General features: G+C 55.3%; 20 protein-coding genes, 1 tRNA gene and 1 pseudogene. 12 read left to right on the top strand and 10 right to left on the bottom strand.

From position 1 onward, the window contains the following. The first annotated feature begins 104 nt into the window (after positions 1-104). Complete coding sequence (locus RHM59_RS15330) at positions 105-920, top strand: AraC family transcriptional regulator (RefSeq protein WP_322224608.1); 816 nt, start codon at positions 105-107, stop codon at positions 918-920. On the opposite strand, the gene RHM59_RS15325 is transcribed toward RHM59_RS15330, so the two are convergent. After that, a complete protein-coding gene (locus tag RHM59_RS15325) occupies positions 917-1,504 on the bottom strand; it encodes a LysE family translocator (protein WP_322224606.1) in 588 nt (195 codons plus the stop codon). The two genes, RHM59_RS15330 and RHM59_RS15325, sit on opposite strands and share 4 nt — an antisense overlap. Before the next feature lie 479 nt (positions 1,505-1,983). On the opposite strand from RHM59_RS15325, the pseudogene RHM59_RS15320 reads away from it, so the two are divergent. The 4 genes and pseudogenes from RHM59_RS15320 to RHM59_RS15305 all read left to right on the top strand — a co-directional run. After that, a pseudogene (locus tag RHM59_RS15320) lies at positions 1,984-2,955 on the top strand (ShlB/FhaC/HecB family hemolysin secretion/activation protein); the annotation flags it as partial. A gap of 1 nt (position 2,956) precedes the next feature. Continuing rightward, positions 2,957-4,978 (top strand): hypothetical protein, encoded by a 2,022-nt coding sequence (locus RHM59_RS15315; RefSeq protein ID WP_322224604.1) that lies wholly within the window; start codon positions 2,957-2,959, stop codon positions 4,976-4,978. 20 nt (positions 4,979-4,998) lie between these two features. After that, a complete protein-coding gene (locus RHM59_RS15310; protein ID WP_322184390.1) occupies positions 4,999-5,751 on the top strand; it encodes a hypothetical protein in 753 nt (250 codons plus the stop codon). A 288-nt stretch (positions 5,752-6,039) separates the two neighbouring features. Further along, entirely contained in the window at positions 6,040-6,285 is a 246-nt protein-coding gene (locus RHM59_RS15305; RefSeq protein WP_322167113.1) for a hypothetical protein, read from the top strand. A 1,300-nt stretch (positions 6,286-7,585) separates the two neighbouring features. Here the strand turns inward: RHM59_RS15305 and RHM59_RS15300 are convergent. From RHM59_RS15300 to RHM59_RS15280, 5 genes are all read right to left on the bottom strand, one after another. Then, positions 7,586-7,661: transfer RNA gene (locus RHM59_RS15300), tRNA-Phe, on the bottom strand. 100 nt (positions 7,662-7,761) lie between these two features. Further along, positions 7,762-8,034, bottom strand: coding sequence for an oxidative damage protection protein (locus RHM59_RS15295; RefSeq protein ID WP_322167133.1), 273 nt, complete (start codon positions 8,032-8,034; stop codon positions 7,762-7,764). Then, positions 8,034-9,098 carry an A/G-specific adenine glycosylase gene (mutY, locus tag RHM59_RS15290; RefSeq protein WP_322167134.1) on the bottom strand — a complete coding sequence of 355 codons (1,065 nt, stop codon included), beginning with the start codon at positions 9,096-9,098 and terminating at the stop codon, positions 8,034-8,036. Before mutY ends, RHM59_RS15295 begins: the two co-directional genes overlap by 1 nt. Further along, on the bottom strand, positions 9,095-11,326 hold the full coding sequence (locus RHM59_RS15285) for an AsmA family protein (RefSeq protein ID WP_322224602.1): 2,232 nt from the start codon (positions 11,324-11,326) through the stop codon (positions 9,095-9,097). Before RHM59_RS15285 ends, mutY begins: the two co-directional genes overlap by 4 nt. A gap of 101 nt (positions 11,327-11,427) precedes the next feature. Then, entirely contained in the window at positions 11,428-11,838 is a 411-nt protein-coding gene (locus tag RHM59_RS15280) for an acetyl-CoA sensor PanZ family protein (protein ID WP_322167136.1), read from the bottom strand. A 248-nt stretch (positions 11,839-12,086) separates the two neighbouring features. On the opposite strand from RHM59_RS15280, the gene RHM59_RS15275 reads away from it, so the two are divergent. From RHM59_RS15275 to RHM59_RS15245, 7 genes are all read left to right on the top strand, one after another. Next, positions 12,087-13,748: an OFA family MFS transporter gene (locus tag RHM59_RS15275; protein ID WP_322224600.1), complete on the top strand. Its 1,662-nt coding sequence runs from the start codon at positions 12,087-12,089 to the stop codon at positions 13,746-13,748. 213 nt (positions 13,749-13,961) lie between these two features. Beyond that, positions 13,962-14,555 (top strand): imidazoleglycerol-phosphate dehydratase HisB, encoded by a 594-nt coding sequence (gene hisB, locus RHM59_RS15270; protein WP_322167138.1) that lies wholly within the window; start codon positions 13,962-13,964, stop codon positions 14,553-14,555. Beyond that, a complete protein-coding gene (hisH, locus tag RHM59_RS15265) occupies positions 14,555-15,193 on the top strand; it encodes an imidazole glycerol phosphate synthase subunit HisH (RefSeq protein ID WP_322167139.1) in 639 nt (212 codons plus the stop codon). Before hisB ends, hisH begins: the two co-directional genes overlap by 1 nt. Beyond that, a complete protein-coding gene (locus tag RHM59_RS15260; protein WP_322167140.1) occupies positions 15,193-15,453 on the top strand; it encodes a DUF2164 domain-containing protein in 261 nt (86 codons plus the stop codon). Before hisH ends, RHM59_RS15260 begins: the two co-directional genes overlap by 1 nt. A 107-nt stretch (positions 15,454-15,560) precedes the next feature. Next, positions 15,561-16,298 carry a 1-(5-phosphoribosyl)-5-[(5-phosphoribosylamino)methylideneamino]imidazole-4-carboxamide isomerase gene (hisA, locus tag RHM59_RS15255; RefSeq protein ID WP_322167141.1) on the top strand — a complete coding sequence of 246 codons (738 nt, stop codon included), beginning with the start codon at positions 15,561-15,563 and terminating at the stop codon, positions 16,296-16,298. Between the two features lie 105 nt (positions 16,299-16,403). Beyond that, positions 16,404-17,174 (top strand): imidazole glycerol phosphate synthase subunit HisF, encoded by a 771-nt coding sequence (gene hisF, locus RHM59_RS15250; RefSeq protein WP_322167142.1) that lies wholly within the window; start codon positions 16,404-16,406, stop codon positions 17,172-17,174. A 73-nt stretch (positions 17,175-17,247) separates the two neighbouring features. After that, complete coding sequence (locus RHM59_RS15245; RefSeq protein ID WP_322167143.1) at positions 17,248-18,048, top strand: ABC transporter substrate-binding protein; 801 nt, start codon at positions 17,248-17,250, stop codon at positions 18,046-18,048. A 116-nt stretch (positions 18,049-18,164) separates the two neighbouring features. On the opposite strand, the gene RHM59_RS15240 is transcribed toward RHM59_RS15245, so the two are convergent. From RHM59_RS15240 to gpmI, 4 genes are all read right to left on the bottom strand, one after another. After that, positions 18,165-18,965, bottom strand: coding sequence for a divergent polysaccharide deacetylase family protein (locus RHM59_RS15240; protein ID WP_416194750.1), 801 nt, complete (start codon positions 18,963-18,965; stop codon positions 18,165-18,167). Between the two features lies 1 nt (position 18,966). Further along, positions 18,967-20,304, bottom strand: a complete 1,338-nt coding sequence (locus RHM59_RS15235) for a S41 family peptidase (RefSeq protein ID WP_322224597.1) — start codon at positions 20,302-20,304, stop codon at positions 18,967-18,969. 34 nt (positions 20,305-20,338) lie between these two features. Next, positions 20,339-21,667: a murein hydrolase activator EnvC gene (locus RHM59_RS15230; RefSeq protein ID WP_322167145.1), complete on the bottom strand. Its 1,329-nt coding sequence runs from the start codon at positions 21,665-21,667 to the stop codon at positions 20,339-20,341. A 145-nt stretch (positions 21,668-21,812) separates the two neighbouring features. Then, entirely contained in the window at positions 21,813-23,348 is a 1,536-nt protein-coding gene (gpmI, locus tag RHM59_RS15225) for a 2,3-bisphosphoglycerate-independent phosphoglycerate mutase (RefSeq protein WP_322167146.1), read from the bottom strand. Positions 23,349-23,402 lie beyond the last annotated feature (54 nt).

The raw sequence follows: 23,402 nt of genomic DNA, 5'->3' as shown, positions 1-23,402 counted from the left end.
AGACTAATCTCATACCACAAGCAATGTTGAGCGAGATTGGCCTGAACGGTTATTGTGGCTAATTCCAATTGCAACACTATTGCTGAAATGATCAGGTAATCGCCATGCCCATCGAAGCTATGCCCACATTCTGGAGAGACGCAGAGTTGCCTTTCATCGAGGCGCGCCAAATAGAAGATGGGCGAAAGGTCTTTTATGGCCGGCATTCTCATGAGGTGTTTTCCATTGGTGCGGTCACCTCTGGGCAAAGCACTTACCTGCATGAAAAGAGCTGCCAAACCATCAGCGCCGGGACGGTGGTGTTGATGAATCCAGGCGAAGTCCACGCCTGCAATCCCATCGAAGACCAACCGTGGTCATACGTGATGTTGTACGTTGATGCGAACTGGCTAGCGGGGATTCAGCACAGTCATGACGATGGTGACGGCTTGGGTTTCCAACCGATCTCGGCTACCCACACTCGATCATCTAAATTGTTTGCTGGCCTGATTGACCTGTATGCGCAACTGATCGATCCAGCGCTGGACGCCCTGCCGAAACGTGAAGCGGCTGTTGCCTTCTTCATGTTGATGCAGCGGACGTTAGGCCATTCGACGCTGGAACTAAAAAGGATCAATCCGAGGGTGGTACGCGCTGCTGAATACATCAATGAGCACTTTATGGGCACGGTGCGCCTTGCGGCAATTTGTAAGGCGGCCAATCTCTCGGAAGCTTATTTGATCCGCGCTTTTGAGCAGCAATATCACATGACGCCCCACGCCTACTTGATCAACCGGCGAATTCAGCACGCTCAGGCGCAGCTACGTGACGGCGCGTCGATCATAGATATCGCACATGAAGCAGGGTTTGCCGATCAGGCGCATTTTCAGCGGGTGTTCAAGAAGCATCTCGCGGCGACGCCAGGGCAATACAAGCCTTAAAACAACAGCAGGGACACCGCGCAGCCCGCCAGTATGGCTGCCATGCAGCGGTTGAATAAACGGATCCGGGGCGCGCTGTGCAAGTACCTTCCCAGAACCGCACCGGCGTAGACCCAGCAGGCCACCGACAAGTAGCAGATTACAAAGTAGATCAGGGCAAACGACCAGATCAGTTTGGCATCTCCGCTGGCAACAAAGGCCCCCATTCCTGCGACGGCTGCAAGCCAGGCTTTGGGATTGAGCCATTGCATCGCAGCGCCGCGCAGAAAGGACGGTTGACGCGTCGCACTGCTGACATCCAATCGCCCGTCATCCACCGCCAGTTTCCACGCCAGCCACAGCAGAAACGCAACGCCAGCCCAGCGAATCAGGTCGGTCAGAATCGGCCACTGCTTCAGTACCTCATGCAGCCCGAAACCGGTGAACAACAGCAACACAACAAACCCCACCGTAGCTCCGAGCACATGCCTCAGGCTGGAACTCAAACCGAACTGCGCTCCGGAACTCAGGGCCACAACATTTACCGGCCCCGGTGATATCGACGCCGCCAAGGCAAACGCCGCCATTGAAATCAACACGCTCATTTTTGCTCCGCTTCGTTTAATGAATGCGCGTTGAAAGTAGTTGGGTGGGGGTGTGGAGTATTGAAAAAAACTGCCCTGTGCGGTGGGGTTGGAATTTATCGCGGAGGTGAATGACCTTCGGCTTTGCAAAGTTCGTGCAGGGCTCTGGTAATTTGCGGGGAGGAAGGTTGTTATCAATCCACGAGCCGACGGTCTGCGTTAGTCGATGATATTCCGGCTGTTGACGTTGATCGAAAACTGGCACCTTGAGATGAAGCCAAACTGCGATGCCATCGCTCGTCAGTTGGATGATCGATACCGTCTGTCGGAATAAAAACGTCAAATTCAAATACAGATATTTTTAGAGGTTTTGATATTTAATTATCATTAATCAATAGGTTGGTGAGCCTGTAGGCGATTTCTGATAATGCAGTCGAGATATTGGCTCACCCATGCTTCGATGTTAGTTTGCCCCCCCTTTTGAATTCGACGGATCGAACATGTCTTCTCTCACGCCACGGACTCGGCTGCTGATGGGCGTCTGCCTGCTGACTTGCTTCGCGCTGAACAGCGCGTCGGCTGCCCCTACGCCCGGCGATCAGGACCTGATCCGCGACCGGCAAAACCGCCTGCTGGAAGAACAGCAGCGGCGTCTTGAAGAGCTCAAGGACCTGCCCGGTAAAGAGGCCAAGCCAAAAGCGCCCACCACACCTGCGGACACCCGCTGCTTCCCCATCAAAGACATCAAGCTCAAGGGCGCTGACAGCCTGTCCGCACCCGACCGCGAGCGCCTGCTCAAGCCTTATATCGGCCAGTGCCTGGGCGTGTCCCAGCTCAATGAATTGCTCAAGACCATTACCGACTACTACATCGACAAAGGCCTGGTCACCAGCCGGGCTTACTTGCCGCAACAGGACCTGTCCAAGGGTCATCTGCAAGTGTTGGTGGTGGAAGGCAAAGTCGAAGGCTTGAAAGGCGCCGACAACAGCAAACTCTCGGACCGCGAACTGGCCATGGCCTTTCCCGGCAAAAACGGTGACTTGCTGAACCTGCGAGAAATCGAGCAGGCCATTGATCAGCTCAACCGTTTGCCCTCCAACCAGGCACAAATGGAACTGGCACCAGGCAATGCCGTTGGCGGCAGTTCGGTGCTGGTGAAAAACAACCCGCAGAAGCCTTGGCGTGCCAGCCTGTCGCGTAACAACGATGGCCAGAAAAGTACTGGCGAACAGCAATGGGGCACCGGCTTTGAATGGGACAGCCCGCTGGGCCTGGCTGATCAGTTGATTCTGCGCGGCGGCCACGACGCCATCAGCGACCATCAGAAAACTTCAAAAAACGCGATGCTTTACTACAACGTGCCGTGGGGCTGGTGGAATTTCAGCTACAGCTACAACCAGAGCGATTACCGCTCGGTGGCACACGGCGACGGTTTTGATTTCAAGCAGACCGGCGACAGCCAGAACCGCAAACATGAACAGTGACTACAAGGCCGTGACCGACCAAAGCGGCCTCTTCGCGGGCGCAGGTGGCTACGACATCAATGTCGGCAAGACGACTGCCTTGCAGGGCGCTGTGATTGCCAGTGAAGCGTCTGTCGACAAAAACCGCCTCAACACGGATCGCCTAATCGTCAACGACATAAAAAATATCATCGAGATCGAGAGCCAATCGGTAGGCCTCGCTGTTTCGTCCAGCAGCGCTGGCGGCGCCTCAATCGGCGGCAGCATCCCGGTAGCACTCAAGGATGAAGACCGTAGTCACACCCGCAGTGCAGTCAGCGAAGGCACGATTGTTGTTCGCAATGCCGAGAGCGCTAATGACCTCGTGGGACTGAACCACGACACCGCCAACGCCAATCAGAAGCTGGACAGGCCTGATGAAAAGGCAATGAAGGAGCGTATCGAACTGATTCAAAGCACGGCCCAGTTGGCCAGTGGGATTATCAGTACGGTGGCGAAGGCGTCGGTAGATGAGGCGAAAGAGCGGTTGAAAACGGCCAAAAGTCCGTCTGATGTTAAGGCTGCTGAGCAAAACCTCAAGGCAGTTTCCGAGAGTTGGGCGGCGGGCGGCGACAAGCGAGTATTGGCCGACATTGCTAGTGGGATTATCGCTGCGGCATTAGGGGGAGCTGGGGGATCCACATCCCTGGGAATTGTCGCCAACACCACGGCTGCTGATGCGTACCAAAAAATTGGTGATTACGCTGATCGGCAGCGTGACGTTGCGGGCAAATCAGGTGACCTCGCAACTCAGGCGGCTTGGGACGAGGGCGGGGCCGCGCGGATTTTGTTGCATACCTTAGCCGGGGCGACCCAAGGATTGTCAGGTGGGGTAGTGGGAGCCAGCGCCATGAGCGCAGGCGTAACTGGTCTGACGGTACCGTTGATTGCTGAAAAAGTCGCTCAGTTGGACATTCCTGTTGATGTAAAAAAAGCGCTAATTTCCAGCGCCTCCGGGTTTGTAGCAGCCGGTGTAGGTGGTATTGCCGGGGCTAACGCAGGTTTACTGGAAGTGCAAAACAACTACCTCAAACACACGGATATTGAAGTTCTATCTAAGCAGTTGGCCGTTTGTGCAGCGGGCAACACAGCGTGTCGTCAACAGGTGATCACAGATGCCAAAAGGATGAGCGACGCCAACGACGCTGAGTTGATGGCTTGTAAGGACCAACAGTGCCTCAATATTCACATCGCTCAGATTTTTGAAGGCGCTAAAAGCTTTGGAGACCTGTATGCCGCAGACAAGGCTATCAACTCTAAGGATAAAACCACCTTTGGCGCGATCAGTGATATTGAAACTAACAGCCTCCTGATGGCCGCTAACATGGCCTCGGGTCTTCCTAGCTATGCCAGTTGGGCTGGTAAACACTGTGAGTCTGCAGGCTCGTCAGCCTGTCAGGCCAAATTCTCTGATGCAGTTAAAAGTGGTACGTTCATCAATTCACAGGGGCTACCCGGGGGGGTCATTCCTGAGGCCTTCCAGTATTGGGAGACGGTGTTTGGTGACACCCGGCAACCTCATGAGTACAGCGACGTGACCAAAGGCTGTATTCCTTTGCTAGGTGGCTGTGGTTCGTTGATACAAGCGTATGAAGCTTTACGACGAAATGCAGGCCCTGGTGGAGATGGGATAAGGGTGGTTAACAGTGGAGATGTGAGTGAGTTGCATATGATGGGGGCTAAGCTGGGTCATGTTGCGCACCTGACAGATGACAGTACCATGAGTGTGATCAATATCACGTTGCCAGGAATGCACGCACTAGATCCCGGATTCGTGATACGTACAGTCCAACCCACTCAGGACGGCGCATTTAATGTGAAAACGCATGGTTGGGGAACAGGTCCCAGCCCACTATTTAACTCCAACAGTTGGGCTGCTTATATGGTCTGGGGAGGTAATACTACTTTGGGGATCGCATGGCAAGAACTTATCAATAACAGTCCTGAGCGTGTCAAGAAAGCGCTTATACCTGCACCTGAGATGCCGAAATGAGGGCCGATGGAGTTCTGCGCTTGTTCGCGGTGCCATTTTGTGGTGCTCTGGTTTATGCAGCGTTTATGCCATTGCTCAAGGGCTTTAATTTCACGTCCTTGTTCTCGGGTTTTTTGTTTGGGTTCATTGTTTCCATGTTTGTGGGGATTCCCTTGTTGCTGCTGGGTGACAAGGTTTTTCCGGGGTATAGGGTTCGCCATATTTTGAGCAGCTTGTTTCAGAGCTTGCTGATCTATCTGGTTTATGGCGGTTTTACTTTGCATTTGCTAGTTGTTGCGATAGCTGGCGGTTTGGTGTTGGGAGGGTTATATACCGCGCTTGCAATGCGAATAGAGCAACATGTAGCGAAACAGAACGAGCCGCAGAGAGGGCGAGGCTACATACTAGGAATTCCACTTTGCGGCGGTTTGTCCCTTGTGGCTGCAGCGTGGGGCTTCTTCAGCGGGACTGAGTTCGTCGCTTTTTTTGTTCTGTTTTTCTTTGTAGGCGCAGGGCTGAGTATGCTAATCAGTTGGCCTGTTTTGTGGCTAATAGAGGGTTTTCTTACTACTCCTTTTCGTTATGTCGTCGGAGGGATCCTCAGTGGTTTTTTAATATGGCTACTCTGTGGCGCACCTGCGGGGTCATCCGCTTTGTTTGGGCAAGAGTCTCTGGGTTTCTGGCCCTTCCCTTCTATGGTTGGCATGTTTTATTTTGTCTCGGTGGGGTTAGTCTCTGGATTGTTGTTCACCGGGTTTAATTGGATTTATGAAAAATTTAGTGGAAGCGAGTGAAAAAATAATTTTGCTGATTTTGCTTAAGGAAAAACTAGTAGATGGTTGGATTTATTTGGTTTTCGAAGCGGGGGGATGGATTTATTGTGCTTTCTTAAACTAATATTTTCAGAAGGGGTGGTGGGGCGTCTGAATACTAAAGCCGCACCTACTACTGACTTTATCAATCGCTCCCCTTATTTGGTCGACGGAGATGTGCATGCTTGAGTCATGTAGAACCAGCTCCGTCAACATACATATATGATCGGGTAAATCGCCGTAAGGCGACTGGCCGGTTACGTTGTTGATATGGCGGTTGTTATTTTTGCTCTGGTATTAAAAAGGCTTCATAAAGCATCTATCCGCTCGATTCAGTTCTGCGTTGAGCCTGACTATTTTTCAGGGGTAGAGTATTTTTTAACCCTGCTTGCCCTTACCTACTTTCTATTTTGTGACGCTCTACCTAATGGTCAAAGCTTAGGTAAATGTCAGTTAAAAATGTCGGTGGTCGGCCTTTTTTTAATCCGTTCTGTACCGTTTTTCAGCCAGGCCTGATCTTGCTAACTGGATAAAAAATGTATGGATTGATGGTGAGTGATTATCCGCTTCGGAAAGATAAATAACGGCATACACAGCGTAATCGCGTACGCACCGCGTATACCGCGTGACTTCCGGAGTCTATGAAAAAGCAAAACCAGAGAGGATTGCTCAGAGGCCCTGCAGCGCGCCGTGGGAGAAAAGAGTGTACGTAGTGGCGTACAGGATTTTCGATGCCTCAGCGTGCCAGAAGGAAGCTTTAACCTGACAATTTAAATCAGGCTAAGAAGATGTTCAATTTTGGGTCAGGTGCTGAAAATCCGTTGGACTGACTTCGATCAAACTGCCAAAGCGTCTAGGTCCAGAAATGGAAGTCCAGGGGCCACTACAGTGACAGATAGCTTTTGCCTGTAATATAGAGTCGTCAAAGAGTTAATCCTGCACTGCGCACGTAGGGCGGTAAGTAAATAAGCAACCGTTTTTGTGCCGATTTTGCCATATCAAATCTCTAGCTCTCTCAGGTAGGCCTCTACCCACTGGCGAGGAGACCGGCATCGAATGATCTTGTTCAGGGTTAGCCGAAACTCAGCACTGACCTTGTCCCTGACTCTGTAGGCGGTGGCGATTATGCCTGATCGGTTTCGTGTATCCGCCCGGCAAGAACTAAACAGAGAAGGGCATCGCCGAGTGTCAGTTGATGGGTGGTGCATGCGAGGTCAGTCCTGAGTTTGAAATGACCGGCCATAGATACCGGTGTCGATTGTGGGGCCTGAGAATGGGCGTGATCTGTATGCCTATTTCAAGGATGTGCTGACACGGATAGCGACGCAGCGGCCGGTGGGATTGTCTTCGAGGCGGGAGAGATATTGTTGTTTGAAGGGGCTTACTGGCCTGAGCTCAAAGGAAGGGTTCCTGCTGCTGGGCTTTTCATTTGAGGTGGGCGCTGTCGGTAGTTTGTAGTCGTCTATCAGGAGCACGCAACGTAATCGCATGCGCACCGCGCACACCGCGTGACTTCAGGGTCTATGAAAAAAGCAGGGAGGGTTGCTGAAAGGCCCTATAGCGCGCCATGGGAGAAGAGGGAGCAATGCTGGGGCGGACTGTATTGCCGACGCCTCAGCTTGTCTGAGGGAGGCTCTCAACCTGGCAATTTAAATCAGGTTAAAAATATTCAGTTTTGTCACTGCTCCATAAATTCCTTGGACACCTTTCAATCCCACTACCCAAGCGCCCTGGTCCAAAAATGGTCCAGAGATCATAAAATCGCAGGCAATAAAAAACCCCAAGGACACATTGTTCCTTGGGGTTTTCGGTATTTTGGTGCCCAGAGACGGAATCGAACCGCCGACACGGGGATTTTCAATCCCCTGCTCTACCGACTGAGCTATCTGGGCAACGGGGCGCATTAGACTTGTTTTTCTGGGGGTCGTCAAGCGCGTTGTTGAAAATAGTCAGTTATTACCGTTGCTTACGACCCACAGTGGCTGCAAAGGGTTATTCCTTGGGCGCGACGTAGCCTTCTGCTTGGGCGTAATCGGCGCCGGAGAGGAACTTGTCCATTTCGACCTGGAGGAATTTACGGTCTTCGGCGTTCATCATGTTCAGGCGACGTTCGTTGATCAGCAGGGTCTGGTGTTTCTGCCAGTCGGCCCAGGCCTTTTGTGAAACGTGGTTGAAGATGTCTTCGCCTTTGGCGCCTGGGTAAGGAGCGCGGTCCAGGCCGGGTAATTCTTCTTTGTACTTGCGGCACATCACGGTGCGGGTCATTACAACTCTCCTGCGTTCAATACGTCGGCTGCGCGTTTCAGCAGCTTCTTCACCGGGGCGGCCAAGCCCAGGCGCGGTGGGGTGGCGAGGTTATACCAGAGCCAGTCGGCCTCGGCCACGTGGTTGGCGGACTCTTCGACCTGTACCAACCACGGTTCGATGGACAGCTGGAAGTGGCTGAAGGTGTGAACCAGGCCCGGCAGCTCATGGTGTTTGCCCAGCGCCAGAGCGTGTTGGTTGGCCAAATGCTCCAGGTCACTGAACTGATCCAGCTCCGGCAAGCTCCACAACCCGCCCCAGAGGCCCGTAGAGGGACGTCGGTACAGCAAAATGGCGCCATCGCGGTTAGCGAGCATCGGCATCAGCGTGCGCTTTTGTGGCACGGTTTTGCGCGGTTTGGGAATCGGGTAACGGATCTCTAAACCCAACAGGTGCGCTTCACAGCCTTTTTCCAGCGGGCAGAGCAGGCAACTCGGTTTACTGCGGGTACAGAGCGTTGCGCCCAGGTCCATCATTGCTTGGGTGTAGTTGTTGACTCGGGTGTGCGGCGTGAAGCGCTCAGCGTTCGCCCACAGCTGTTTGGCCACCTTGGGCTCGCCAGGGTAACCCTCTTGGGCGGTATAGCGCGCCAGCACGCGCTTGACGTTGCCGTCGAGGATCGGTGCACGCAGGCCCATGCTCAAGCTGGCGATGGCGCCAGCGGTGGAGAGGCCGATACCGGGTAATTCGATGAGTTTCTCCACGTCGTGAGGAAACTCCCCCGCATAGTCAGCCACCACAATCTTTGCGCTCTTTTGCAGATTGCGGGCCCGGGTGTAATAACCGAGTCCGGTCCACAGGTGCAGCACTTCATCTTCCGGCGCTTGAGCCAAGGCCTGCACCGTTGGCAAGGCTTCCATGAACCGGTCGAAGTAATTTAAAACGGTGCTGACCTGAGTCTGTTGCAGCATGATCTCTGACACCCAAACCCGGTACGGCGTGATGCCCTGTTGCCACGGCAGATCGTGCCGGCCGTGGCGGTCGTACCATTCCAGTACAGCCGTTGAAAACTGCTCGGCTTTCATCGTTTAAACAGACCTTTGAGCGCGTCCTTGAGCTGTGGATTGATTTTGTCGCCTAGTTTGTCGTCGATTTTCTGCTCGATCTTGTCACCTGCCAATTTGGCCGCGGCTTCGACCAATCCTTCGTTATCGACGCGGCACGCCTTGGCGCCCAGCTCCAGTGGTCCACGGCAGCGCAACGGAAATTCGAAATTGGCGTAGCGATCATTGACTTGGCAGGCCGGGTCCGGCATGTCGCTCTTGTCGCCTTCGACGATGATGCCGATGCGGTAATCCATGCCCAGTACGCGTAGGTCGATGTCGCCGTTACCGTTAACCGTTAAACCGGGGATTTGCACTTTCAGGTCCGGATTGCTGGCAACGCCGTTGCGTATGACCAAGGTGCCGCCGAGTTGCTGAAAAGGCGTGTCCTTGCCGTGAGGTTCGGCGCTCAACGTTTTGCGATTTAGCTTGGCGATGCCTTGGCAGACTTGCTGCTCCAGGTTTGCGTTGACCAGCACGCCGTTGTTGAGCATGAAACTGGCGGTACCGTTGAGGCCGTCAATCAACGCTTTTTGACTATTGCCTTTGCCGGTCATGTTGCTGCGTGAGGTCAGCAACCCTCTGACAGGCGCGTTATCCTCGCTCCGGTAAAAGCTTTCAACCGGAACTTTGTTGACACGGGTTTGCAGGGTCACTACTGGCAAATCAGGTCGAACATCCAGCGTGCCTTTGACTTCGAAATCACCGTTGCTAATGTTGCCGCGCAGGCTATCCAGCGTGATCTGTCCATCGAGACCGTGGGTTTTCAGCACGGCATTGCGTATCGGCAATCTATCGATGGTCAGTTGGCCAAAACTAAGGTCAGCTTGAGCGTCGAGTTTGCGCATCCGCTCCAGCGGTAACAGGCGATCATTACTCCAGGCAACCTGGGTCGGCTGATTGGGCAGAGGGGTCGTTCCGCCCGCTGTGGCGAACGCCTGGTTTTCTGTACCGGTCACTTCAGACTTACGGGCAGCACCCGCGCTGTTGGCCTCATCGCTCCTGGCGGGACGATAACGGTCGGCGTCAAAGGTGTCGGCCTTGAGTTGGATGCGAATGGCTTGCTTGGCAAAGTCGTCAACGGCCAAGCGTCCACTGAACGTGCTGTCGTCAACCTTCATGTTGAGGTCTTCGACGGCAAGGCTGGTGGGGCTGCCGGTGAGGCGACCGACCAGTTCGACCTTCTTCAAGCTGTCTTTGTCTATGTCGGGTACGGTTTGACCGATGCTTTCGAGAAAGTCCCGCAGGTTGAATTGCGCGATGGACAGGCCGCCGCTCAGCTGTGGTGTCTTGTCCAGATCGCGTACATGCAACTCGCCCAGTGCGCGCAATTGGTTCGCCGAAAACTTCAGGCCATTCCAGTCCGCGATATTGGCCGCCATGTCGACGAGCAGTTGGCCTTGTGCAGCGAAGGTCAGGGTATTGCCGTCCAGTGGATCGCCAGAGGCTTCTCCGGACAAACGCATGTCTTCGAACTGGTAGCGTTTAAGCGCACGGTCAAAGCGCAACTGCCCGACCAGTTCGGTCTTGGCGCGTATCACCGGCTGATTGGTGCTGAAAAACGAAGTGAACTTGATCGGAATATTGGCCCCTTCATGCACGGCGCCGGTGCTCAATTGAATACTCTCGGCAGTAAATTGCCGGCCAGTTTTGGCATCGCTGTAATCGATGCGGGCGTTGTTGACGGTCAGGCTGTCGATATCGAGCTTGATCGGCTGCGATGATTTATCTGGCGCTGCTGGCGTGTTTTTTCCGGAATTAGCGCTGGCGTTTTCAGGTGTTGGCGCGGGCGCTACGGTGGAGGGGGCTGGGCGGCCAATGTCTTCCCAATTGCCGTGGCCGTTTTCGTCACGGTTCAACGTCAGGTTCAAGCCTTCGATGCGTACATCGCTCATCTGCACTTCGCGGCGCAACAGCGGCAGCACGCGAACTGACAGACCAAGCATCTGCAAATCGGCAAACGGTTTGGTCGGGGTCACCAAGGTGGCGACGCTGGCGTCATGCAACTCCAGGCCAAGCCAAGGGAACAGGCTCCAACCAATGTCACCTTTTAGGGTGAGCTCCACATGGGCTTTGTCGCGGGCCAATTGGCGAATCTCGTCTTTGTAATCGTTGGGATCAAAAAAATGGGTCAGGGCAAAGCCAAGAGCCACGATGATCAGCAACAACCCGAGAATAACCAGACCCAGGATTTTGCCGAACGCTTTCATAGGCGAGTCCTTGTGATGGATTCATTCAAAATTTAGCCCGCGAGTATAGCGTTCTCGACTGGAACCGTGCCGCGGACGGTTTTTTTGTTGTGTGCATTCCCTCAGCTCTGAGCCAGCTGCGGATCGAGAATCAGATGGAATTTGGCCGCCAAAGCTTGGGCCTCAAGATGTCCGACAGGCGCCAGCAAGCGCAGTTCACAGCCTGCAACGCGGGCCATTTTTTGTGCCTCGACCAACAGGCGTTCTGCGACCCCTCGGCGCCGGGTCAATTTTCTTACGCACAGTTGAGATAGGTGCCAAATGTTGTTGTTGCGTTGAACGCAAGCGGCGCCCAGCAGTCGATCATTGAAACGTGCCGCGAGTAATGTGCCTTCGCTTAGCCCCGACTCAATCAATGCCTGACCATCGTGGAACGGCGCTAATAGCCACTGGGGGGCATCGCGATAGATTTTTTGCAGATCTTCTTGGTCCTGATAAGTGGCTGAGTGTACTGACTCGACAACAATGGGCATTACTTTTCCTCAGGGTCTGATCTGGCGTGAGCGCAACAGCTAGCAAACGTTGTAACAAAAAAACTGATATCAGATTGCTTTCCATGTTGTTTCTAGATGTTAACCTCTCGAACACTGCCGATCCTGCTGCGTCGTTTTGTCACGCCATCAGAATTTCTGCCGTAAAAAGCAAACGCCCTTTGAGGATAGAAGGCTGCGGGCGCAATAAGGTGTTCAGCCATGCGTATGTACCATTTGGGGTAATAATAATGAATAAAAGTGCCACTCTAAGCGGCCTTGTTGCGCAGCCTGCTTTTTTATCGAAAGAACGCATTATCGCTAAGCCCGGGTTTAACCGATGGCTAGTCCCACCTGCCGCTCTAGCGATCCACTTGTGTATCGGCATGGCGTATGGCTTTTCAGTGTTTTGGATCCCGTTATCTAAAGCCGTTGGTATTACCGCTTCAGTTGCCTGCGCGCCGAACACGAGCTTTTTGACTCAAGTTTTCTCATCTAGCTGCGACTGGCCTATTTCGATGTTGGGCTGGATCTTTACGCTGTTCTTCATCTTTTTGGGGTGTTCCGCCGCTGTTTGGGGGGGGTGGTTGGAGCGAGCGGGTCCGCGCAAGGCCGGTGTGGTGTCGGCGGTGTGCTGGTGCGGTGGGCTGGTGATTTCTGCCTTGGGTATCTATACCCACCAGATAGGATTGATGTGGCTCGGCTCCGGCGTAATCGGCGGTATTGGTCTGGGCCTGGGATACATCTCCCCGGTGTCGACCTTAATCAAATGGTTTCCAGATAAGCGTGGTATGGCCACCGGCATGGCCATCATGGGTTTCGGTGGTGGCGCAATGGTTGGTGCCCCGCTGGCTGCGGCGTTGATGGGCCATTTCGCTTCGCCCACCGGCATGGGGGTTTGGCAAAGCTTTCTGGCCATGGCAGCAATTTACTTCGTCTTCATGATCGGCGGCGCGTTGTCATACCGCGTACCACCCACGGGTTGGAAGCCTGAAGGCTGGACCACTCCGGCTAAAAAAGCCGGCAACGCTATGATCACGCACCGTCATGTGCACGTGAGCGTGGCCTGGAAAACCCCCCAGTTCAAGCTGGTGTGGCTGGTTCTGTGCCTGAACGTGTCGGCGGGTATCGGCATTCTCGGCATGGCGTCGCCGTTGTTGCAGGAAGTGTTCGCCGGCAAATTACTCGGCAACGGGTTGGCATTCGGGCAATTGGATGCCGGTCAGTTGGGTCAGATCGCAGCCATTGCAGCCGGATTTACCGGCTTGTTGAGCCTGTTCAACATTGGCGGGCGCTTCTTCTGGGCCACGTTTTCTGACTACATCGGCCGTAAAGCCACGTATTTCGTGTTCTTTGTGCTGGGGGTTGTGCTCTACGCGTCGGTACCGACCTTGGGTCATACCGGCAACATTGCACTGTTCGTCGCGGCATTCTGCGTAATCCTCTCGATGTACGGCGGTGGCTTCGCTACGGTGCCGGCCTACTTGGCCGACTTGTTCGGCACGCAGATGGTTGGCGCAATCCACGGTCGGCTGCTGACGGCTTGGGCGGCGGCGGGTGTGTTGGGTCCGGTGTTGGTCAACTACTTGCGTGAATACCAATTAAGCCTTGGCGTTGCGCGCTCTGACGCTTACGACATCACGCTGTACATTCTCGCGGGCCTGTTGGTGTTGGGCTTCATCTGCAACTTGCTGGTTCGCCCGGTTGCCGATAAATATTTCATGGCTGACGACGAGTTGGCTACAGAGCAATCCTACGGTCACGATGTCGGCGCTGACCACAACACGGTGTTGGAGTGGAAAGCGTCCGCTGCCAGCAAGCCATTGGTGGTTGCTGCCTGGTTGGCAGTCGGTATCCCATTGGCATGGGGCGTTTGGGTCACCCTGCTTAAAACGGCGGTGTTATTTCACTGATCGGTAGCGTTGAATTTACGGTAATAACTTCACTGGGGGAGCGAATTCATTCGCGAATGTGGTGCATCAGGCCGCCAATGATGTGGCTATGCTGACCTCATCGCGAATGAATTCGCTCCTACAGGATGTGTGGTGTATCTGATTGCTTCATGGCAGCCGGTTCTAGGCCTATAATGCTCGCCTTTTTCGCCCAATGATTTTGCGGAGCTAGTGATGGCCGAACGTAAGGCGTCCGTCGAGCGCGACACTCTGGAAACCCAGATCAAAGCCTCGATCAATTTGGATGGCACCGGAAAGGCCCGATTTGATATCGGCGTTCCTTTTCTTGAGCACATGCTCGATCAGATCGCCCGGCACGGGTTGATCGACTTGGACATCGAATGCAAAGGCGACTTGGCTATCGACGACCACCATACGGTGGAGGACGTCGGTATCACCTTGGGCAAAGCCTTCAGTAAAGCGATTGGCGACAAAAAAGGCATTCGTCGTTACGGTCACGCTTATGTGCCGCTCGATGAAGCGCTGTCGCGTGTGGTCATCGACTTCTCTGGCCGCCCTGGCTTGCAGATGCACGTGCCCTATACCCGCGCTACCGTTGGCGGCTTCGATGTGGACTTGTTTCAAGAGTTCTTTCAGGGCTTCGTCAACCACGCCAACGTAACGTTGCACATCGACAATCTGCGTGGGACCAACACCCACCACCAGATCGAGACTGTGTTCAAGGCATTCGGCCGCGCCCTGCGCATGGCTGTAGAGCTTGATGAACGCATGGCTGGACAAATGCCATCGACCAAAGGCGTGCTCTGATGCAGACCGTCGCGGTTATCGACTACGGCATGGGCAACCTGCACTCAGTCGCCAAGGCGCTGGAACACGTCGGCGCCGGCAAGGTGTTGATCACCAGCGACGCTGCGGTGATTCGCGAAGCTGACCGTGTGGTGTTTCCCGGTGTTGGCGCTATTCGCGATTGCATGGCTGAAATCCGCCGCCTGGGCTTCGACGCGCTGGTGCGTGAAGTCAGCCAAGACCGTCCGTTTCTCGGCATCTGCGTCGGCATGCAAGCCTTGCTTGAGCGCAGCGAAGAAAGCGGCGGTGTCGATTGCATCGGTGTGTTCCCTGGGCAGGTGCGCTTTTTCGGCAAGGATTTGCATGACGATGGCGAACACCTGAAAGTGCCGCACATGGGCTGGAACGAAGTAAAACAAACCGTCGAACATCCGTTGTGGCACAACATCCCGGACATGGCGCGGTTCTATTTCGTACACAGCTACTACATCGATGCTGCCAATAAGCGGCAAGTGGTGGGCGGTGGTCATTACGGTCTGGATTTCGCTGCCGCATTGGCTGAAGGCTCGCGCTTTGCCGTGCAGTTCCACCCAGAGAAGAGCCATACCCATGGCCTGCAGCTGTTGCAGAACTTCGCTGCATGGGACGGTCGTTGGTAATGGCCAAGAAGGCCAAGCCGCCGATCCTGACCCTCACCCCTGAACAGGAAAGTGAGGCGAACCACAAGATCAAACGGTTCATGGCGGACCGTTTCGAACTGGATTTAGGTTCGTTTGAGGCGGCTGAAATCCTCGAGCTGTTCACTCGCGAAATTGCTCCGCACTACTACAATCGGGCGATTTTTGATGTCCAGGCGCACCTCAAAGAGAGGTTCGACAGCATCGAAAGCGACGTGTGGGCGTTGGAGAAGAACAGTTGAAAAGCAGCTAGAAGCTTCAAGCTTAAAGCTGCAAGACAGATTGGTAGACACGCATGCTTGCAGCTTACGGCTTGCAGCTTGCCGCTCTTTTGACGAAGGAAAAACGCATGCTCATTATCCCCGCTATCGATCTTAAAGACGGTGCCTGTGTGCGTCTGCGCCAAGGCCGTATGGAAGATTCCACGGTGTTCTCCGATGATCCGGTGAGCATGGCCGCCAAGTGGGTTGAAGGCGGTTGCCGTCGTTTGCATCTGGTCGATTTAAACGGCGCGTTTGAAGGCCAGCCGGTCAACGGCGACGTGGTAACGGCGATTGCCAAACGCTACCCGCAATTGCCGATCCAGATTGGCGGCGGTATTCGCTCGCTGGACACCATCGAGCACTACGTCAAAGCCGGCGTCAGCTACGTGATCATCGGCACCAAAGCGGTGAAAGACCCCGCATTCGTTGCCCAAGCCTGCCGTGCGTTTCCCGGCAAGATCATTGTGGGTCTGGATGCCAAAGACGGCTTCGTCGCCACCGACGGCTGGGCTGAAATCAGTACCCTCCAAGTAATTGATCTGGCCAAGCGTTTCGAAGCGGACGGCGTCTCGGCCATTGTTTATACCGACATCGCCAAAGACGGCATGATGCAGGGCTGCAACGTCCCGTTCACGGCTGCACTGGCGGCGGCAACGCGTATCCCGGTGATCGCTTCAGGTGGCATTCACAACCTGGGCGACATTAAATCCCTGCTGGACGCTCGCGCGCCGGGAATCATCGGCGCCATCACCGGCCGGGCGATTTATGAAGGGACACTGGATGTGGCAGAGGCCCAGGCGTTTTGTGACAGTTATGCAGGATAGCCATAAGCTGCAAGCTTCAAGCTGCAAGTAACAGCCGATCATCGGTGTGCATTAACTTGTGGCTTGAAGCTTGACGCTTGCCACTCTTAATCGGAGATTAAGCCCATGGCCCTGGCCAAACGCATCATCCCTTGCCTCGATGTCGACAACGGCCGAGTGGTCAAAGGCGTCAAGTTCGAGAACATTCGTGACGCCGGTGATCCGGTGGAAATCGCCCGCCTCTACGACGAGCAGGGCGCAGACGAAATTACGTTTCTCGACATCACGGCCAGCGTTGATGGCCGCGATACCACCTTGCATACCGTCGAGCGCATGGCCAGCCAGGTCTTTATCCCGCTGACCGTGGGCGGTGGTGTGCGCACCGTGCAAGACATCCGCAACCTGCTCAATGCGGGGGCCGATAAGGTTTCGATCAACACTGCTGCGGTGTTCAACCCAGACTTCGTGGGTGAAGCCGCTGCGCGTTTCGGTTCGCAGTGCATCGTGGTCGCCATTGACGCCAAGCGTGTTTCCTTACCGGGCGAAACCCCGCGCTGGGAGATTTTCACCCATGGCGGGCGCAAGCCGACAGGGCTGGACGCTGTGCTATGGGCCAAGAAGATGGAAGAGCTGGGCGCAGGTGAAATTTTGCTCACCAGCATGGATCAAGACGGCATGAAAAATGGCTTCGACTTGGGCGTAACCCGCGCTATCAGCGATGCGTTGGGAATTCCAGTGATCGCTTCGGGCGGTGTCGGCAATCTCGAGCATTTGGCGGCCGGCGTATTGGAAGGCCATGCCAGCGCAGTGCTGGCGGCGAGTATTTTTCACTTCGGCGAATACACCGTTCCTGAAGCCAAGGCCTACATGGCCAGTCGCGGCATCGTAATGCGCTAAAAACCATTGATGGCGACTGGACATCAGTGCGGTCGCGCTGCACTCTAAAGCTGTCATGGACGGGGGCTAGCACATGTTTAAACGTGTTTTTCTTGCAGTAATCGGGATTGGTTTTTTACTGGCGGGCGCCGCTCATGCGGCCGACGCCAGTAGCGAGACGCCGGTAGTGGATGCAGCGTCAACCGACGCACCGCCTGCTTATTCGGTGGTGTTGCTGACGGAAAATTTCCCGCCCTACAACATGGCGGTGGATGGCAAAAACTTCGCCCCGGACAACAAGATTGCCGGTATCTCTGCCGAAATCCTGCGCGAAACCTTCAAACGCGCCGGGGTCGGCTACAGCATGACCCTGCGTTTTCCCTGGGACCGCATTTACAAACTCGCGATGAAAACTTCGGGCTACGGAGTTTTCTCAACGGCCCGTTCGCCTGACCGGGAAAAACTCTTCAAGTGGGTAGGTCCCATTGGTCCGGATGACTGGATTATGCTGGCGCGCGCCGACAGCACAATCGAGCTAAGCAGCCTGCAACAAGCCAAAAAATATAAAATTGGCGCGTATAAAGGTGATCGCATTGCCGATCAGTTGGCTTCCGACGGGCTAAACCCGGTGCTGGTGTTACGAGACCAAGATAACGCCAGAAAGCTTGCCGAGGGTCAGATTGATTTGTGGGCGACAGGCGATCCATCAGGCCGCTACCTGGCGCGCCAGGAAGGCGTTGCCGGCCTCAAAACCGTACTGCGCTTCAACAGCGACGAGTTATTCCTGGCGCTGAACAAAGAAGTGCCCGACGAGATTGTCGCCAAACTGCAAAAAGCGCTCGATGAAATGCGCGCTGAAGGCAAGATCGACGAGATATTGGGGCGGTATTTGTAGCGAAGGGTTGATCGATCTGTAGGAGCCAACTTGTTGGCGAAGGGCAGCAATGCGTTGTATCTGACAAAGTGCAGCGTTGCTTGTCTCGCCACCAAGTTGGCTCTACAGGCTTGATCTCAACGATAAATCCCATTCTTGCCATGCCCGGCCATCGCTTGATTGCCGCGTAAGCCGATCATTTGGCGCAGGTCGATCCAGACAATGCCTTGCGCTTTGAGGCGTGGCAATTCGCGTTCAAGCACGTCGAGGGTGACGGGGTAGGGGTGGCCGATCACCACCACTGAGCCTTGTTTGTGAGCCAATGCGATGGCCGCGTTGAGCTGCGCAGTCACCGCTTCAGTAGTACGCTCATCATCCAGAAAGATATCCCGGGACAAACTGGCCAGCCCAATGCGTTGCGCTTCGGCGGCCGCCACGGTCTTGGCACTGGTCCGGCTGTCGAGCAAAAACAAATGACGGCGCTGCAACTCTGCCACCAACCAGGTCATTGCCACGGGTTCGGCGGTCATGCGGCTGCCCATGTGGTTGTTGATGCCCGCCGCGTACGGCACGGCAAGCAACGCAGCGTTCAGGCGTTTTTCCAGTTCGGGAAGGGGCAGTTCGGGATGCCAGGCAAACGGTCCGGTCGCCGGGTCCATGGGCATGTGCAGAATCACAGTCTTGCCCTTATGGTGAGCCTGACGGGCGAATTCAGTGGCGTGTGGGGTGTCCGGCATAATTGCCAGCGTAACCGGGCCGGGTAGGGCCAAGGCACGGCTGTCGCCCGCAGGCGTTTGACCAAGGTCGTCGATCACCAGGCTGAGATAAGCAACGTGCGGCGCACTGCCGGTCTTTACCGCTTCAACCGCCGCGGCCTGAGCAGCGCCGATCAAGCTTACCGACAGGGCCAAAACCCCTACAAGCAGCCGCACGCCCATGTCAGTTGCCGCGCGTAACGCTCAAGCCCTTGAGCAAGCTCAGCGCCTGACTCAACTGGAAGTCATCGTCTTGTGGGCGCGCTTTCGACGCTGCCGCTTTGGTCATTGGCGTCGGCTTGTCCGCGCCACCGTTGCCGTTGCCCAAGTGACCGGCCAAGTCAGCTTCTTTGTAGTTCTCGCTGTCTGCATCGGAGGTGAACTTGCCGCGACGTACTTCGATGTCTGGCGAGATACCCTGGGCCTGAATCGACCGGCCGTTAGGCGTGTAATACAGCGCCGTAGTGATTTTGATCGCTCGGTCATTGGCCAATGGCAGTACGGTTTGCACCGAGCCTTTGCCGAAACTTTCAGTGCCCATCAGCACACCGCGTTTTTGATCCTGCAACGCACCGGCAACGATTTCCGACGCCGAAGCACTGCCGCCGTTGATCAGCACCACCAATGGCACGCCTTCGCTGGCATCGGCCGGGTCGGCATAGAAGCGCAGTTCGGAGTTGGCGATACGGCCTTTGGTGTAAACGATCAAGCCCTTGGTCAAGAAGTGGTCCGCCACTTCCACCGCCGCTTGCAGCACGCCGCCGGGGTTGTTGCGCAGGTCGAGAATCAGACCGCTCATTTTCTTGCCGTTGTCTTTGCGCAGCTTGGCCAGCGCCTTGCCGACTTCTTCGCCGGTTTTGACTTGGAACTGGGTGATGCGAATGTAGCCGTAGCCATTTTCCAGCATCTGCGATTTGACGCTCTTGACCTGAATAGTCGCCCGCGCCAGTGTCACGTCAAACGGGGTGCCGCCGTCGCGCACCAGGGTCAGGGTGATTTTTTCGCCGATTTTGCCGCGCATCTTGTCGACCGCTTCCTGCATGGTCTGACCGCGAGTCGGCGCGCCGTTGATCTTGACGATCAAGTCGCCCGCTTCAACACCAGCTTTGGACGCTGGAGTGTCGTCGATCGGCGAGACCACTTTGATAAAGCCGTCTTCGATACCGACCTCGATACCCAGGCCGCCGAATTCGCCGCTGGTGCTCTGCTGCAGCTCTTCGAAGTCTTCGGGGCCCAGATAGGCGGAGTGCGGGTCGAGGTTGCTGAGCATGCCTTTGATGGCATTTTCCAGCAAAGTTTTGTCATCGACAGGTTCGACGTAGGCGGCTTTGATCCGATCCATGACCTCAGCGAACGTGCGCAATTCTTCAAGCGGTAAAGACGCTTTGGCGGCTGGAGCGGCCGCGGCTGCTGCTGGAGCAGGTGTTGAAGGTTTTACAGCTTCTGCGGCGGTTGCCAGAGGAGCGCCGATAACGATCGCAATAGCCAGAGCCAGCGAAGTGAGGCGGGACAAATGCAGCATCGAACGAACTCCTAAACCTGAGGTTGGCACCAGCCTATCCTTGGACATGGCACCATTGCGCCGGGTCACTAGGGCGACCCTGCTGACGTATAGCGAAATACAACGCCGGTGTTTCTTGACCACCACTGTTACCTACCGTGGAAATCGCCTCACCCGCTTTAACAATGTCGCCAGCGTCCTTGAGCAGACTCTGGTTGTGGCCGTACAAACTCAAAAAGCCGTTGCCGTGGTCGAGAATGACCAGAAGCCCCGCGCCGCGCAACCAGTCGGCAAACACCACGCGACCGCCGTGGACGGCGTGTACTTGGCTGCCAGCTGGAGCGCTGATCATCACGCCGTCCCACTTGGTTCGGGCGTCGTCGCCGCGTGTTTCACCGAAACGCGCCAACAATCGACCATCAACAGGCCAAGGAAGTTTTCCCTTTGCTTGCTCAAAAGGTCCGCCGTACGAAGCACCAGCACTGGAAACCATTGCCCCAGGCGCTTTGACAGGACGTTTTACCGGCGCTTCGTCGTCATCATCGCGGCTGCTGGGTTTGTCGCTGTTCTTTGCCAGCGCGCGAGCTTCTTCATCACGCTGACGCTGTTTTTCTGCTTGCTGCTGGGCGATCAAGGCCTGCTGGCGGGCTTCTTCAGCTTCGCGAGCTTGTCGGGCCAAGGTCTCCTCGATGGTTTTCAGTACATTCGCCAAATCATTTTGTTCTTGCTGGCGGATTTGCAGTTTGTCGTCGCGAGCTTTCACATCCTGATTAAGCTTGGCGAGGGCCTGTTGGCGTTGCTGACGAACCTTATCCAGCGCTTGGCGCTGATCTTCAAGATTGCTTTTCTGTACGAGCAACTGCGCTTGTTGCAGGTCGATGTCTTTCTCGACACCCGCCAACTGGCTTAGGGTTTCATTAAAACTGCGCAGTTGCGCCAAGCGTGCTTGGCTTAAATAGTCGTAGTAGGTCAGGGTCCGGGCGAATTTTTCCGGGTTCTGCTGATTCAACAGCAGTTTCAGGTATTCCTCACGGCCACCCTGGTAAGCAGCACGGGCCTGAATCGCGATCAGCCGTTGTTGTTCAACGCGGGAGCTTTGTAGTTTTTTTTTCTCTTGGTCGAGCCGTTGCAGCTCGACTTCAGTCTTTTTTTGTTCCTTCTGCAGGGCCTCCACCTGCTTTTCCAGCTTGCCCATTTCGGTTTCTGTACCGCGCAGGTCTTTCTGCACGCCGGATTTCTCCTGCTGCAACTCGCCGAGGCGTTTCTTCAGCTCGGTGATGTCTTTGCGGGCAGCGTCCAACTGTTGTTGGGTCTGCGCGCGCCCATCGGCGAACGCTGGAGTGAGCAAGCACGTGAGAACTAGGGCGATCAGGGCGCGGAGCATGGGGCGGGCGACACCAAGGAGGAGTTTGAACAGAGCCTAGTATGCCCGCCGCGCGCTGCAAAAAAAACGCCCCAAAGCTACTGCTTTGGGGCGAGTCGGATAATTAACCGGTGCTGCGGGGTTCAATACCCCGTTTTAGCGCGGTTTATTTAGCCACGAGGATCGAATGACCGGTCATCTCTTCCGGTTTTTCCATGGACAACAGTTGCAGCATGGTGGGTGCCACATCTGCCAGAACGCCACCTTCACGGACTTTCAAATTGCGTTTGCCCACATAAATGAACGGCACGGGCTCGGATGTATGGGCCGTGTGCGCCTGACCTGTCTTTTCGTCAGACATCTGTTCGACGTTGCCATGGTCTGCCGTAATCAGCGCTTCTCCGCCGACTTTATCCAGTGCGGTGACAATGCGACCGATGCACACATCAAGGTATTCGACGGCCTTGATCGCCGCCGACAGAATGCCGCTGTGCCCGACCATGTCGCCATTGGCGTAGTTGACGATGATCACGTCGAATCGCTGATGTTCGATAGCGTCGACGATTTTGTCAGTGACTTGCGGCGCACTCATTTCTGGCTGCAAATCGTAGGTAGCGACTTTAGGCGAAGGGATCAGAATGCGCTCTTCGCCGGGGAACGGTTCTTCACGGCCGCCAGAGAAAAAGAACGTCACGTGGGCGTATTTCTCGGTTTCGGCGATCCGCAGTTGGGTTTTGCCGTTGTTCGACAGGTATTCGCCGAGCACGTTTTTCAGGCTGCCGGCGGCAAACGCCGAGGGTGCGGGAATGCTGGCGGCGTACTGAGTGAGCATGACAAATCCGGCCAGTTTCGGCTGACGGGCGCGCTCGAAATCCTTAAAGTCGTTTTCGACGAACACTCGGGTCAGTTCACGCGCTCGGTCGGCGCGGAAGTTCATGAAGATCACGGCGTCGCCGTCTTCGACTCTGACCTTGTCGCCGATGCTGGTGGCTTTGACGAATTCGTCGTTCTCGCCACGCTCGTACGCCAATGCAAGACCGGCCTCGCTGGTGGCTGCCTGGAACTCGCAAGCGCCGTCGACGATCAGGTTGTAAGCGGACGCCACACGGTCCCAACGATTGTCGCGGTCCATAGCGAAATAGCGACCAATGATGCTGGCGGTGCGGCCTTTGCCCAGTTTGGCGAAGGTCGCGTCCATCAGCTCCAATGATGCTTTGGCGCTACGAGGTGGCGTGTCGCGGCCATCTAGAAAGGCGTGCAAATAGATTTTTTCAGCGCCCTGTTGAGCGGCCAGTTCGACCATGGCGACCAGATGGTCCTGATGGCTGTGAACGCCGCCTGGGGACAAGAGGCCCAGAATATGCACGGCTTTGCCGGCACTGACGGCTTTATCGACAGCGCTGCAAATAGTGGGGTTCTTAAAAAAGTCACCGTCGCGGATTGATTTGGTAACCCGGGTGAAGTCCTGGTACACGACGCGGCCTGCGCCGAGGTTCATATGACCGACTTCAGAGTTGCCCATCTGCCCGTCCGGCAGGCCGACATCCATCCCTGAACCTGAGATCAGGCCGTTGGGCTGGGTTGCATAAAGGCGATCCATCACCGGCATTTTGGCGTCGTAGATAGCGTTGCCGTCGTGGCTATCGCTGTGTCCGAAGCCGTCCAAAATGATCAGAACCAGAGGTTTTGGCGTGGCAGTCATAGAATCCACTCGCGGCTAATGAACGAAGTAAAAAAACAGATCGGCATTTTAAGG

This window comes from Pseudomonas sp. MH10 (assembly GCF_034353045.1).
GTDB lineage: Bacteria > Pseudomonadota > Gammaproteobacteria > Pseudomonadales > Pseudomonadaceae > Aquipseudomonas.
The sequence above is the reverse complement of the archived record's forward strand: the minus strand, read 5'-3'. Positions and strand labels throughout refer to the sequence as shown.